Annotated in this window: 11 protein-coding genes; 5 read left to right on the top strand and 6 right to left on the bottom strand. The window is 72.9% G+C overall.

Going from position 1 to position 14,041, the window contains the following annotated elements; translation table 11 throughout:
• Positions 1 to 52 precede the first annotated feature (52 nt).
• Entirely contained in the window at positions 53 to 718 is a 666-nt protein-coding gene (locus IEZ13_RS15425) for a vWA domain-containing protein (RefSeq protein ID WP_183221889.1), read from the bottom strand.
• Positions 719 to 806: 88 nt separating this feature from the next.
• Between IEZ13_RS15425 and IEZ13_RS15420 the strand changes: the two genes are divergently transcribed.
• The 4 genes from IEZ13_RS15420 to IEZ13_RS15405 all read left to right on the top strand — a co-directional run bounded on the left by IEZ13_RS15420 (position 807) and on the right by IEZ13_RS15405 (position 6,750).
• Complete coding sequence (locus IEZ13_RS15420; RefSeq protein WP_183221890.1) at positions 807 to 3,431, top strand: CHAT domain-containing protein; 2,625 nt, start codon at positions 807 to 809, stop codon at positions 3,429 to 3,431.
• A 14-nt stretch (positions 3,432 to 3,445) separates the two neighbouring features.
• Positions 3,446 to 4,735, top strand: a complete 1,290-nt coding sequence (locus tag IEZ13_RS15415; protein WP_183221891.1) for a hypothetical protein — start codon at positions 3,446 to 3,448, stop codon at positions 4,733 to 4,735.
• 160 nt (positions 4,736 to 4,895) lie between these two features.
• Positions 4,896 to 5,939, top strand: a complete 1,044-nt coding sequence (locus tag IEZ13_RS15410) for a hypothetical protein (protein WP_203833903.1) — start codon at positions 4,896 to 4,898, stop codon at positions 5,937 to 5,939.
• A 112-nt stretch (positions 5,940 to 6,051) separates the two neighbouring features.
• Positions 6,052 to 6,750 (top strand): Crp/Fnr family transcriptional regulator, encoded by a 699-nt coding sequence (locus tag IEZ13_RS15405; protein ID WP_183221892.1) that lies wholly within the window; start codon positions 6,052 to 6,054, stop codon positions 6,748 to 6,750.
• On the opposite strand, the gene IEZ13_RS15400 is transcribed toward IEZ13_RS15405, so the two are convergent.
• The 3 genes from IEZ13_RS15400 to IEZ13_RS15390 are packed head-to-tail and all read right to left on the bottom strand — an operon-like array spanning position 6,747 to position 10,823.
• Positions 6,747 to 8,621, bottom strand: coding sequence for a caspase family protein (locus tag IEZ13_RS15400; RefSeq protein ID WP_183221893.1), 1,875 nt, complete (start codon positions 8,619 to 8,621; stop codon positions 6,747 to 6,749). The genes IEZ13_RS15405 and IEZ13_RS15400 overlap by 4 nt on opposite strands.
• Complete coding sequence (locus IEZ13_RS15395; RefSeq protein ID WP_183221894.1) at positions 8,618 to 9,874, bottom strand: hypothetical protein; 1,257 nt, start codon at positions 9,872 to 9,874, stop codon at positions 8,618 to 8,620. The genes IEZ13_RS15400 and IEZ13_RS15395 overlap by 4 nt, the downstream gene beginning before the upstream one ends.
• Before the next feature lie 4 nt (positions 9,875 to 9,878).
• On the bottom strand, positions 9,879 to 10,823 hold the full coding sequence (locus tag IEZ13_RS15390; RefSeq protein WP_183221895.1) for a hypothetical protein: 945 nt from the start codon (positions 10,821 to 10,823) through the stop codon (positions 9,879 to 9,881).
• A gap of 229 nt (positions 10,824 to 11,052) precedes the next feature.
• Here IEZ13_RS15390 and IEZ13_RS15385 point away from each other — a divergent pair, with 229 nt between their 5' ends.
• On the top strand, positions 11,053 to 12,075 hold the full coding sequence (locus tag IEZ13_RS15385; protein WP_183221896.1) for a hypothetical protein: 1,023 nt from the start codon (positions 11,053 to 11,055) through the stop codon (positions 12,073 to 12,075).
• A 268-nt stretch (positions 12,076 to 12,343) separates the two neighbouring features.
• Here IEZ13_RS15385 and IEZ13_RS15380 read toward each other — a convergent pair whose 3' ends face one another.
• Complete coding sequence (locus IEZ13_RS15380; protein ID WP_229794713.1) at positions 12,344 to 12,949, bottom strand: hypothetical protein; 606 nt, start codon at positions 12,947 to 12,949, stop codon at positions 12,344 to 12,346.
• 280 nt (positions 12,950 to 13,229) lie between these two features.
• On the bottom strand, positions 13,230 to 13,886 hold the full coding sequence (locus IEZ13_RS15375; protein ID WP_183221897.1) for a hypothetical protein: 657 nt from the start codon (positions 13,884 to 13,886) through the stop codon (positions 13,230 to 13,232).
• Positions 13,887 to 14,041: the final 155 nt, after the last annotated feature.

Raw genomic sequence — 14,041 nt, 5'->3', positions numbered from 1 at the left:
CGCCTACAACTCATCGATCCCGCCGGTTGGGCGCGCTCGACTGACCCCGGCGTCAGGGCTGGGTGGAGAGGAAGCGGCGCACCTCGCTGAAATCGGTCTCCTCGGCGCTCGCCGCGAGCACCGCGCCGAGCAGGCCGGCCAGGTCCAGGCCGGGCAGCTCGAAACAGCCGTCGTCGGTGGCCAGCGCCCGCATCACCGTGTCGTCCGCGCCGGGCAGGCCGAACGCGAAGATCTGGGTACGCCGGTGCCCGCGGGCCCGCGCGAGCCGCCGCGCCAGCGGCCGCCACTCGTCGCTCGGGTTGCCCTCGAAATCGGTGGGCGCGCCGTCACCGACCAGGATGATCCGGGACGCGGCCGGGCCCGGCGCCAGCGCCCGCCGCTCCTCCAGCAGGTGCAGCGCCAGGTCGATGGCGGCCACCATCGGGCTGGCGCCGCCCGCCGTCAGCTCCGGGATCTCCAGCCGGGCCGCCGGCACGAACGCGCCACCGTCGGCGGCCGACGGCGTGCCGTCGCCGGAGACCACCAGGACACCGCCCAGCCCGTACGTCACGACCGCGAACTCGACGCCCCGCAGCGCACCGGCGCCCGCCGCCCGCACGGCCGGCAGCCAGGCGGCGAGCTGCCGGTTCAGCGCCACGATGGCCGGCACGCCACCGGTCTCGGTGGTGCGCATCGAATCCGACGTGTCCAGCAGCAACGTGACGAACCGGGGCTCCATTGTCACCTTTCCGGGTGGGTGATCTCACCCGGTATCTGACGGACAGCGCCCGCCTGTCCGTCAGATACCGATGCGAGGGGAGACAGGGATGGACGAGGACGCCGAACGGTACGCCGTGATCGCCGCCGCGCTGGCCGGGCACGCCCCGATCGCCGACGCGGTGGGTGCGCTGCGATCGGTGCCGGCCGGCGGACCGTACCGCGGTGCTCTCGCCGCCGGGCTGATCGACCGGTTCGTGGCCGACGAACAGAGCCAGCTCTTCGGCGACCGGGAGCCGCTGGAGGCCCTGATCGCGATCGGCGACGACGACCCGCCGGCCGGGCCGTCCTGGCCGCGGACCCGGGCGCTGGGCCGGTCCGCGGCCCTCGCCATGGCCGCCCTGCGCTACGACCTGCCGAACACCGCGGACGCTCTGGAGGAACTCGACGAACTGGCCGCCACGATCACCGACGGCGACCGGGTCGGCCGGATCTACCTGGAACGCGCCCGCCTCTCCGTCTCCATGTACCACGCCGTGATCGACGGCGACGACCCGTTCCAGAGCGAGGCGTGGCAACGGTTCCGCAAGCTCGCCGACGGCGGCCCGCCCGAGGCCGTCGCGCTCGGCGAGGCCATCGACATCTCCCAGGCGCTGATGAACGACCCGCACACCGACCTCGACGCCCGGCTCGAACGGCTGCGCGAGGTCGCCGCCCGGCTGCCGGACTCGGCGGCCCGCTCGATGATCGAATCGACCGCCGACCAGATCCGCCAGGTCATCGGCGGCAACCTGGACGCGATCCCCTCGACCGGCGGCGGTGCGGATGCGCTCCACATGGCCGCTTCGGTCATCGGCCCGCTCTCCGCCGAGGACGCCAGCGAGGAGGACCTGGACCGGGCGGTGGACCGGATGCGGGCCGCCCTCGCCGCCAGCCCGGACGACTCCCACCAGCGGATCGTGCACCTGACCGGGCTGGCCGTGGTCCTCGCCCGGCGGGCCGAGGCCATCAACGACATCGGTGACCTGCCGGAGGCGGAGCGGCTGCTGGTGGAGGCGCAGGGGCTGCTCAGCGGCCCGCAGGACCGGGGCTGGGAGATCGTCCACGAGGGCCTGTCCCAGGTACGCCAGCGGATGGGCGTCGAACAGGACTCCTACCTGGACGCGGTGGTCTCCCTGCGTACCCATGTCTGGCGGGTCCTGATGCAGCCGGACGCGGCAGGAGCCGCCGCCGTCGCGCGGGAGGCCGGGGACGCGGCCGTCTCCGCCGCCCGCGGCTGCCTGCGCGTCCACGACGTCGCCGGAGCGGTCCGCGCCCTGGACGCGGGCCGTGGGCTGGCCCTCTACGCGGCCACCGAGATGCGCTCGGTGCCGGACCTGCTGCGGGACGCCGGCCGGGACGACCTGGCCGCCGACTGGCAGCGGGCGATCGACGCGGACGGGCCTGCGCCGGGCCTGCGCCGCCGGGTGTTCGGCGTGCTGGCCGACATCGCCCCGGGTGGCGCCCTGTTCGACCCGCCGGAGATCGACGAGATCCGCGACGCCCTGTCCGAGCTGGACCTGGACGGCCTGGTCTACCTGGTCCCGTCGTCCGATGTGTGGCCGGGCCTGGCCGTCACGGTGCCCGCCGAGGGTGAGCTGTCCTATCTCGGCCTGCCCGCCCTCAAACCCGCCGACAGCCCCGAGGTGGCCGCCTACCTGGACGCCGCGAGCCGCCGGGACAGCGCGGCGGTCGGCCGGGACGGGAAGCGGGACCTGGTGGTCCTCGACGACGACCTGACCGACCGGCTGGACATCGTCCGCGACTGGGCGTGGCGGGCCGCCATGGGCCCGATCATCGACACCGTGCTGCCGACCTGGACGCACGTGCCCGCCCACCGGGTGCCCCGGATGGCGCTCGTGCCGATGGGTGAACTGGCCCTCATCCCGTGGCAGGCGGCCTGCCGCGCCGGCGGGGAACCGGCCATCCGGTCGGCGGCGTTCTCCCAGGCCGCGTCCGCGCGGATGCTGCTGCGCAGCGCGGCCCTGCCGCCGGTCGCCCCGTCCCGGCTCGGCCTGATCGTCGCCGACCCGGAGACCGGCACCGCCGCCGCGGATCTGCACGGCGCCCGCGATGAGGCGTCCGCGATCCACGACGTCCTCTACCGCGGCGCCCGCTACCTGGGCCGCCTGCCCGGCGACGACGGCGCCGTCAGCCCTTCCGGTGAGGGCGCCCCGGAGCAGGTCCGCGCCTGGCTGACCAGCACCAGCCGCGCCGCCGGGACCATGCTGCACCTGGCCTGCCACGGCGTCGCCGACCCGGACGGCGGCTCCTACCTGATGCTTGCCGGTCAGCGGCTGGCCGCCGAGGAACTGGTGAAGCTGATGACCGCGGTGCCGGAACGCGCGGTCGGCCTGGTCGTGCTGGCCGCGTGCAGCTCCGGGATGGCCGCCCGCGACTACGACGAGGCGTACAGCCTCGGCACCGCCTTCCTGGCCGGCGGCGCCCGCTCGGTGCTGTCCACCCAGTGGACGATTCCGGACAGCAGCACCTCGTTGCTGATGTTCATGTTCCACCACCACCTGATGACCGGACGGCTGCCGGTCTGGGAGGCGCTGCACCGCGCCCAGCTGTGGATGCTCGACCCGGACCGCGAGGTGCCCGAGTCCATGCCCGCCCGGCTGAGCGCGCAGCTCGACGACGGCGATCCGGCCGACGTCACCGGCTGGGCCGGCTTCCTGCACGGCGGTCGTTGAGAGGAGACCGGAGTTTGTCCAAGATCGACGCCCTGCGGGCCCGGCTGAGCAAGCTCAAGGGCGCCACCCGCGCCCGGCCGCTGCTGGACCTGACACAGCTGCTCAGTGACGCGTACTGGCAGGCCGGGCCGGGCAAACCCGAGTCACGGCCGCTGCTCGACCAGGCCATCGCGGCGGTCGACGAGGCGTACGGCTACTTCGGCGACGCCGACCCGATGCGCCGCAACGTGGCCGGGATGCGCGGCTGGCTGCACGGCTCCCGCCACCTGGCGCACGCCAGCCCCGCCGAGGACCGCGACATCGGGCTCCAGCAGATCGAGGAGGGCCTGCGGGCGCCCGGCCTGTCGCCGGTGCTCAGCGGCTCGATGCTCCTCACCCAGGGGCAGCTGTACATGAGCCGGGTGACCGAGATCCTGCAACAGCCGGGCGCCGTCAACATGATCACCGAAGGCCGTCTGCCGGCCGGCGCGACCACCGACGTGGACCGGGCGGTCGCCTGTTTCGAACGGGTACGCGACGAGACCAGCGCACCCCAGCAGGCCCGCGACATCACCGGGCCGCTGATCCGGATGGCTGGCGCGCTGCGGATCTTCGTCACCACGCCGAAGGGCACCTCCAGCGTGGAGATCATGAACCGGTGGATGGAGGCCATGAAGGTCATCCAGCAGATCCACCAGGAACAGTCGGCCATGCACATGGTCGTGCCGATCGGCACCAACGGCGCGTTCTACGGCGCGGACCGGCTCGCCGACCAGGATCCGCTGGACCGTCCGGTGCCGCTCGTGCAGTCGGCCGCCCCGGCCGTGCCCCGGCCGCGCCGCCCCCCGCGCCCGGCCCGGACCACTCCCCGGGCCCCGGCCCGGACCCCGGCCCCCGTGCCGGCGCCGGACGACGCCACGGCCCTGCGCCGCGAGCTGCGGGAGCTGATCACCGGCGGCGGTGACCTCTTCCCGGCGCTGGACCGGCTGCTGCGGGCTCCCGCCCCGGCGCCGGGCCTGGTCGACGACATGGTCGCGCTGGCCACCGCGGTCGTCGACGCGGGCGCCGCGAACCGCACCGACCAGTTGCTGCTCGCCGCCGGGCTGAGCCTGCGGGCCCGCGCGGCCGGTGGCCGCCGGGCCCGCCGCGACCTCACCGAGGCAGCGGACGCGCTGGTCGAGGCGGCCGGCTCGGCACGCATCCCACCCGCCGAGGCGGTCCGCGTGATGCGCCGGGTGGCCGACCTGGTGGACCAGGCCGACCCGGCGGTACGCGCCGGTCACCGCCTGACCGCGATCCTCCGCGAACGTGAAGGAGGCCGCTGAGGTAGCCGGAATGAATCGACTGTCCACCCGATGGCGGCCTCTGAACGTGCGGAATCGGGGCAGCGGACGGTTCGACCGGCCCCATGGGACTCCCCGTAGGACGGTGATTAGAGCAAGCTTCAACCACCGATCCCGGCCCCACAGTCGGAAGGAGTCCTCGGTGGTCATCTCGTACGGCTCGATCACCCGATCAGAACCGGACACCCTGTGCCGGCTCCGGGAGCTGGCCGCGGCCGGTTCCCTGGCCACGGCGGCGTCCGGGGACGGTGCTGAGCGGACCGTGCTGGCGGGCGCCGCGTACGAACTGGTGTGGCCGATCGTGTTCGCCCGGGTGACCCGCCGGTTCGAGCGGAAGCGCGGCCACGCCGTCTGCGCCTCGGGGCTGACCAAACTGGCCGACGAGTGTCTCGACCGGTTCCACGACGACGTCGAGGCGGTGGTCGACGATCTGCTGACCCACGCCCGCCGGCCGATCCGGCACCTGGAGGCGTGGGTGACCGCCCGGCTCGGCGCGGCAACCGTGAACGCGCACCGCCGCCGCCGGGGCGAACGCGGCGCACTGCAACGGCCACGGCTGCCCGGCTGGCTGGCCGACGGCCTGGGCCGGGACCGGTGGCTGATGGCGCTTGCCGTCGACATGCTGGTCTGGGTGGGGGTGAGCGGCACGGCCGGTGACCAGCTGTGGCCGGTCGAGTCGTGGGCGCAGGCCCGGGGCGCGTGCACCGGCGACTGGCAGGGCAGCGACCCGGCCACGGTACAGCGGGAGATCGAATCGGTGCTGGCCGCGATGCGGGCCCGCCCCGCGTGGTACCGGTCCTTCGTGGAACGACCGATCGGAGCCAAACGGCCACCAGTGGTCACGATGGCCGTCGACCCGTACGGTGAACCCGTGCTACCGCTGGTCCCCGGTGACCCCGACGCGCGGGTCGAGTCCGAGCTCCGCCACCTCGCCGGTGACGCCGTCCGGGTCATAGTCGCCCGTCTCGGCCGTGGCGAACCGGCCGAGACGGTGGTCGTCGAGGTGCTTCACACGATCTTCGGTGGCGCCTTCACCGGCACGCTCGACCAGATGCCGCACAGCATGGCCGACCCGCTCGGCGGGATCGTCGGCGGGCTGACCGACCGGTCCCGGGTGGACCGGATCGTCACGGAGATCCTGGCGATCGTCGATGAGGGCGATGACGGTGGCGCGCTATCGATGTGATTCCATGCCGTGATCCGACCCCATCCGAGGGTCCGAGATTCCGGAAATTGCCGGACTTCGTGCTGCCATCCCAGCGTTTGCGAGGTCACCGTCCGTAAGGTCCAATGAGGACATGACGCGTGCGGGTGAACCGGCCTGGGCACCGGGATCCTTTCTGACCCTGCTCACCGTCGCCGAACGCGACGAGCTGCTGTCGCTCGGCACCACCCGGCGGCTGCCAGGCGGCCGGCACCTGCTCGTCGAGGGCCGCCAGGACACCCAGGTCGAGGTGATCCGGCAGGGCCACGTGAAGATCACCACCACGGTCGGCGGGCTGCCCCGGCTGCTCGCCATCCGGCTGCCCGGCGACCTGGTCGGCGAACTCGCCGCGATCACCGGCAGCGGCCGCATCGCCACCGTCACCACCTGCGGCGACGTCGTCTCCACGGTGATCCGGCAGGCCGAGTTCCTGCACTTCGTCAACCGCCATCCACACGTCGCCGCGCAGGTCACCGCGGCGGTCGGCCGCAAGCTGCGGTGGGCCAACGACCGGCGGTCCGAGTTCTCCGCCTTCCCGGTGCACGTCCGCCTCGGCCGGGTGCTGCTGGAGATCGCCACCAGCTGCGGCGAGGCCGTCGGCGACACGTGGCTGATCCGGGTCGAGCTGAGCCAGACCGAACTGGCGTCGCTGGTCGGCGCCCGCGAGGACACCGTCCAGCGGGCGCTGCGTGACCTGCGCCGCGAGGGCCTGGTCCGGACCGGCTACCGCCGGATCACCGTGCTCGACGCGGCCGCCCTGCGCGCCCTCACCGAGAAGGCCGAGTGGCTCTAGGGGACGACGACCTTGATCACCGCCTCGCTGGTGGTCCAGTCGTAGGCCATTCCCAGTTCGGCGTCGACCAGGTCCCGGTGCACCCGCCCGCCGAGCCGGTCGAGCAGGTCTTGGGTGCCGAGCCCTTTGCGGCGAACGGGGATCCGGCGGCCCAGGACCGGCAGCCGGAACGGCAGGACCGAGAACCGCTGCTCGGCTGCGAACAGTTTCAGCCGGTCCCGCGCCCACGCCCCGGGCTCGACTGGGATGTCGCCGGGCAACTGCACCCCGATGCGCCGCCGGTCCCTGCTGTACACGGTGACGCCCGGCCCGATGTAGTCACCCGGGAACAGCATCGGGTCCGCCGCGAACCTCGGCGTCAGGTCGAGCAGCACACAGAAGAGCGGGACAGCGCCGGTGTTGCGCAGCCGGACCCGGATCGACGGCGGCCGCCAGTCCCGGAGGTCGGGGGTGTAGGCGAGCACGTGCTCACCGAGGCCGTTCGGGACCAGTGGCTGGTCGGTCAGCGGATCGACGATCTCTATGCGGACCGGCGAGACGATGCCGGGCGCCGGGTTCTCCAGTTCCCAGATCAGCAGCCACCGGGCTATGTGCTCCAGCGCCGTGATCACCCGGTCGACGCCCTCGTGCGCCCATTCGGCGTACCGTTCTGCGTGCCGGTCGGTGATCACCAGGTTGCCGTCGGCGGCCAGCGTGACCCGCACCTGCACCGGCTCGCCCGGCGCGGCCACCCGCAGGTGCGGCGACCGGCCGATCGCCGCGCTCAGGTCGGCGACCTCGGCCGGGTCCACCCCGGCCACCGCTACCGTGGTGCGGGGCAATGGCACCGACGTCGTGACGACGGGGAACTGACGGTCCCGGTCCGGTTCCCAGCCACCGGCCGGTTCGACGAGGCTGTCCGTCGCGCGCACCTCGACGATCTCGGCCTCCTGCCCGGCGGCGTCGTGCACACCGACCCGCAGACCGCCGCCGATCGGCAGGCCGTGCACCGTCCCGGCGTCGATCGCCCATTCGTCGTGGGTGTACCGCATCCAGATGCCGCTGTCCGGCGCCACCACGGTTCCGCCCAGGAACGGCTGGTCGAGCTGCTCGGGGATGGCGGACCTCGCCGACGACTCCTGGTATGCATGCCGTACCGCCAGCCGGCCACGCGCGGCCTGTAACAGCTCGTAGTAGGTCGCCGTGTTGCCGAGCAGTTTGCGGGCCCCCAGGAGTGCCCAGGTGAAGACGCCCCGCCACTCGCCGTCCAGGATCAGCTCCTGTGCGGTCTCGTGGGCCTCGCAGGCGGCCATCTCGACGTGCCGCATCGGCGGTACATCGGCGGCCCTTTCAATGGTGCCGGGCAGGAACGACTCCGGCGAGCGGGTCTGGGCCGAGTGCGGCGGCGTCCGGATCCGGGCCTCCGGCGTGTGTTTGAGCACGATGCGGGAGGCTCCGGCGGAGTGGCAGCTGTCCAGCACAACGGTGATGTGCCGGGCGGTCAGCTCGTCGATGAGCAGCGCCAGCTCCTTGTCCCACAGGTCCGGCACCCCGTCGCAGCGGCTGTCCGCGCAGACCAGCGTCTGCACCCGGCCGGCGGATTCGAGACCCGCCACCCAGTCCGGTGCCTCGGCGTCCGAGCCGTGCCCGCTGAACCAGAACAGCGCCACGTCGTCCCGCCCGGCTCGGCCCAGGTGGGAGCGGAACGCCGCGATCACCGCATCCCGGGTGGCCTGGCCGTCGCGCAGGATCAGTGACTCCATCCGGACGCCGGGCGCGAGCGTGGACCGCAGGTGCGCCTCGGCGGTCTCCACGTCCCGGACACAGCCGGACAGGTCCGTCACGGCGCGGTACTCGTTGATGCCGACCAGGAACGCGTACAGCACCTTCACGCGCTCACCTCCGGTCCGACGTGGATCCAGCCACGTTCCACGAAGTTCTTCTCCGGCAGCTCGACGGTCATCGCCCGGAAATCGGCGGCCACCGGCGGCTGTACGGCGTGCACGATCACGTCCCGGTAGAGCACGTCCGGTACGCCCAGCGCGTACACCGCCGTGGGGTTGGTCTTGACCGCCTCGCGCAGCGGCGCGCTGTCCAGCAGCCGGTGCACGGCGATCGCCGACGTGCCGACCCACCCGTTGTCGCCCTGTTTCACCAGGCCGCGATGCAGTGCCACGCGCAGTTGCATGGCAGGGCGGCCCCGGTCCCGTGCGGCGAGCCGTTCGCCGAGTTCGCGCAGCAGCGCCGGGATCACCCGCGACTCGTCGATGCCGTACGGCAGGACGGTGAACTGCCCGTCCCCCTGCGGCTGCGGATCCACCTGCCGCTCCGCGATGCCGGCCGCCTGGCGGGCCCGCCCCAGCACCTCGACCAGGTCGTGTTGCAGCAGCTCGGTCTCGGCGTTGCCGCGGCGGCTGTACCCGACCACGTCGGCGGCCATGCACAGCCGCACCGAGGCGCCGTCCGGCCCGGCGGCCGGGGTCAGCGGCTCGGTGAACGGGACGGCGTCGGACAGCACCGCGGTCTCCCGGCCGCCCGGCCCGGTCGTCTCCACCTGCACCGACAGCAGCCCGGCGACCTCGGGCGCGCCGGCCGGGATCTCCAGCAGGGCGTGCATGCCGTACGTGCGGGGCAGCACGAACCGCCCCCGGGGATCCTCCCAGGACCACCCGAACGAGCCCGTCTGCACCCCGTTCGCCCAGGCGCGCGGCACCCCGCGGCGGCCGAGGAGCCGGCGCAGCAGCCCGCCGCGCTCCCCGGCGGCGGCCGTGGCCAGGACCGCCACGCCCGACGCGGGACTGCCGGTGACCAGCCCGAACTCGTCGCCGTCGAGATCCAGCCGGACGGCCCGGGAGCCGCCGTCGGCGAGCGTCACGTCGAAGCGGGCGGCGGTGTAGCGGCGGCCCGGCTCCAGGGCGTCCAGGTCGAAGGCGAACAGTGCTCCGGCGTACCGGTGATGTCCGAGAGCGGCGCGACCGCGCAGGGTGACCGGTAGATCCTCGGCCGGCACCGGATAGATCAGCGGGTGTCCGCATCGCACCCCGCCCCGCCATCCGTCCGGCCCGGACAGGCCCTTGCCGCCGGCCGGGCCGAGCGTGTGGTGGCCCAGGATCTCGGCGCCGGTCAGCTCTTCGTCATCCCACATGCCCCTAGCTGACGGACAGCGGCGTCCAGGCCAGGCCGTACCCGTGGCCCTCGCGCAGATTGTGGAAGTCGCGGACCACCTCGCCCAGCGCGGACGGCTCGATCACGGTCCGCCCGGGCGGCCGGTTGCGCAGATCGGTGTACGGCACCTCGTCGAGCAGCCACACCTCGGCCGGCCGCCGTGCCCCGAACCGGACCCGCACCGTCCCGGACTCGCACGGGTCGAGCGGCACGATCGCGTAGTACGGCCAGATCGGCTGTCCGGGCGCCAGTGCCACTCGCAGCCAGAACTCGTGCATGTCGCCGGGCCGCATCTTGTCCGGCAGTTCGAGGACCACCCGCTGGCCGCTGCCGTTCGGCTCCATGGCCCGCACCCGGGCGCCGAACAGCGCGTCCACCGTCGGCGGGCCGACCTCCACGGGGGATTCCGGCAGGCCGATCCGGATCACGATCTCGTCTATCTCGCGGGTGGCCACGATGGTGCGCATCTCATACAGCTCCGGTGTCGTGGCGTCCAGCCGGAACAGGGCCCGCAAGGACGACACCCGCCAGCCGGAGCCGTTCGCCGGATCGGTGGGCGGGTCCGGGGTCTTCTCGCCGGCCTGGGCCATCAGCGCCACCGCGTCGTCGATCCGTCGCCGTGCCGTGCGCACCGACACGTTCTGGAGGTCGGCCAGGCGCTGCTCGCGGTCGAGGAGGGTGGGGAAGCGGGAGTCGCGGTCCAGCGCGAACGCGAGCATGGCGGCCTGCCGCATGTCCGGCGCCAGGTCGGCGGCCAGCTCCCGCAGCAGTGTCCCGACCGCCGCGTGCACCCGGTTCTCGCGTTCGTGCGTGCCGAGCCGGCAGCGGCGGCGGATCTCCGGCCCGAGGAATCCGCCCAGCCCGAGGCGTTCCACGCCCCGGCCCCGGCGGAGTCTCTTCAGCTCGTGGTACAGATCGGAGTCGGCCATGGTCGTCCTTCGGCTATACAACAGACTGACCGTAGTGCATATTTGTGTCGGCTAGCACACCGCCGGTGACCGAGATCCCGGAAAACTACGGATTGTCATCGAGTTGAGAACGTCCTCGATGGCCAGTGCGACGGCCAGAAATATGGCCACTGAGTTGCCGCGATCCGGTTTTCCCACGGTCCAGTATGGGCCGATGATCTGGGGGGATAGGGTCACTGAGAGTTACAGTATGAATGCTGGGCCGGGCCGGACACGGATCCCGCGCCAGCGGCGCAGCACGGCCGCCGACCGGGCCCGCCTGCGCCGCCTCGCCGAGGCGGGCCTGCTGGGCGCCCTGTCCCAGGAGGAACGACGGCGCCTGCTTCCGGCCGCCTACGAGGTGGCCTATCCGATCGTCTACGACGTGATCACCCGTCGCATCGCCCGCAACCGGGGGCACAACGCCTGTAGTCACGGGCTGCGGCACATGGAGGAGTCCTGTCTGGACGGGTTTCATGATGATCTTGAGGCGGTGGCCGAGCACCTGCTCGCCGTCACCCAGCCGATCGCCGACCTGGAGGGCTGGCTGGCCCGCCGCGCACAGAACGCCGCCATCGACGGCCATCGGCGGCGGCGTGGCGAACAGGGCGCCCTCCAGCGCCCGCGGATGACCAAGGCGCTGTCCGAGGGGCTCGGCGACCCGTGGCTGTGCGAGCTGGCCCTCAAGATCCTTACCTGGGTGGGCCTGCCGGGCGGCGTCGGCGTCACCGTGTGGCCACTGGACAGCTGGGCCCGCGACCGCGCCGACCACACCGGCGATCACCGGGGCAGCACCCCGGCCCGGGTGCAGGCCGACATCGACCGGGTCCTCGAGGTGATGCGCCGCCGCCCCGACTGGTACGAGCGCAACGTCGAACGCCCCCTCGGCCGCAAGACCACCCCGGTCGGCGGCTCGCCGGGGGAGCGGATCGGCGAACCCCGCCCGCTGCTGGTGCTCGACGCGGCCGAGGTCGGCGAGGCCCGGTTCGCGGATCTGGCCGCCCTCGCCGTCGAGGCGATCCGGGCCGGGCTGAGCCGCGACGAGGACCCGACCGTCACCGTGGTCACCGTCCTCACCACCCTGTTCCTCAACGGCAGCGGCGCCGACGAGATCGACCGCGCCCCGGGCGGCGGCTCACTCGCCGAGGACCGGCTGTCAACCGTGCTCGGCGATCCCGCCGCCGTCTCCGCCCTGGTCCAGCGGGTCCTGAGGATCGTGCGCGGGCCCGGATAGCAACCGTTCGAGAGCGCGGCGGCGGTCGGCGGTGAACTCCCCGACCTCCGCCGCGTCGTGCTGTGCGAGGGAAACACGGGCGGCCTCCGCCAGCGCCTCCTCGAGAAGACGCCGGATCCGCTCCTCCTGCCCCGGGGTGAGTTCCATGAGAGGGCTACCGGTCGCGATCTTCGATCATGAACAAATGATGACTGATCATCCCGGCCTCTTCTCATACCGTCTGCGGCGCACACCTAGAACTGGCGGACGGGACGGCGGGCGAGCCGGATCAGGCCGTGCGGACCACCTCGGTGAGCCGCGCGAGCGCCTCCGTGCCGGACAGATGCCCCCGGTGCAGCACGGTCAGATCCTCCACGGCACACGCGGGCGGCGTGCACCCGCCCGCCCGCGCCAGCGCCGGCCGTAGCCTGGCCCATCCGGCCACCGCGGCGGTCAGCACCCGCTCCATCTCACCCACCGGCATCCGGTCGCTGAGCTGCCGCATCGCCTCCTGGCGGCTGTCCCAGAACGACCACACCTTGGTCTCGTCGAGCAGCTGCGCCACCGGATCGGTCCGCAGGTAACGCAGCGCGATCTCGATCACCCCGGGCCGCCCGTCCCCGATCAGGTCGTCGACCATCCGGTGCCGCGCGTGCCCGCCGGCCACCTCGTAGAACGTGCTCCGCGACCCGCGCGGCCCGGCCTGCTCCACGATGCTCTTCCAGGTCAGCTCGGCCGGCGCGTCCAGCAGCGCCTCCGCCGCCCGGTAGTAGATCTGCCGGGTGTGCCAATGATTACGCCGTGGTGCGGTGTTGCCGGCCAGCCGCCGGACCCACCCGCCGACGGCCGTCCCGTCGAGCTCCGCGACGGTCTCGGTCCGGGCACCCATCGTCATCGGTCGCTCCGATCGGCTCGGCGAGGCGTTCCTGAGGCCGATTCTGTCCGCCCGGGAAGATCAACTTAAGCCCCTGATGGACCGTTTCCACCCCGCTGTCCGGTTGCGCTCGGCGCGCATCACCCTTCAGAGCATTTCCGGTACGCCTACCCGTACCCGATCGTGCAGACCCGCGAGGCGCTGCCGGGTCCGGCCCTCGGCGCGCCCGCCGGGCGGTGCTGCCGGGAGACCTCAGGGAAACGACAGGGCGCCCCCGGCGATGCCGGGGGCGCCCTGTCGTTCACACCAGTCTCTTCTTCTTCTTGGCCTTCTTGCCGCTGGCCAGCGCCGAAACCCGCCGAACGTGCTCCTCGACGTCCTGGGTGGCGACCGCCAGGATCTCCGCCTCCCGGCCCGCCTCGGTGAAGTCATGGCCGGGTTTGTTCTCGGCGACGAACCACTCGGCCCGCTCCACCATCCTCAGCAGGTCGACGACCGCGCCCGGATGCCGGTGGCACAGCTCGACCGCGATCCGCATCCGCCGCTCCGGCACCCGGGCCACCTCGGTCAGGTACTCCGGCATCCCGGCCCGCCAGGCCAGCGGGTGCACCAGGTACCCGGCCGGCAGGTTGCCCGGACCGCCCAGCGGCCTCAGGATCCGCAACTGATCCACCTCCAGCGGCGGCGATCTCAGCCCGGTGTAGGCCATCCCGCCCAGCGCCAGCACCACCGCGAGAACGATCGCCAGCACCGGATTGCCGGTGCCGATGGCCAGCACCAGCCCGAGCCCCACCAGGACCAGCGCACCGCCCGTGAGCGTCGCGGAGTTGCCGGTGGTGTCGGACACGGTGCGCCGCGCCTCGTCGATGTACTTGCGGATCACACTGTCCAGCTGTGGGTTCACCGGTTTCCAGTGGTCGTGGCGAACCGGCAGGCCACGTTCGGCAACCTTCGTCATGGGGGGTCGCTTCCTTCCCGAACATCCGTGTCTGGGACCGGCGGAGCGATTGCCCTGGCCACGATGCGGACCGTGTCTCTCTCCGGCAGTGCCGCGAAAATCGGCACGGCGCCGGCCGACCTGAGGGCAATCTCCCCGCCTTCTCGCCGCGACCC

The sequence above is a fragment of the Actinoplanes campanulatus genome (assembly GCF_014647795.1).
Taxonomy (GTDB): domain Bacteria; phylum Actinomycetota; class Actinomycetes; order Mycobacteriales; family Micromonosporaceae; genus Actinoplanes; species Actinoplanes campanulatus.
Note: the sequence above shows the minus strand (reverse complement) of the source record. Positions and strands in the feature narration are given on the sequence as shown.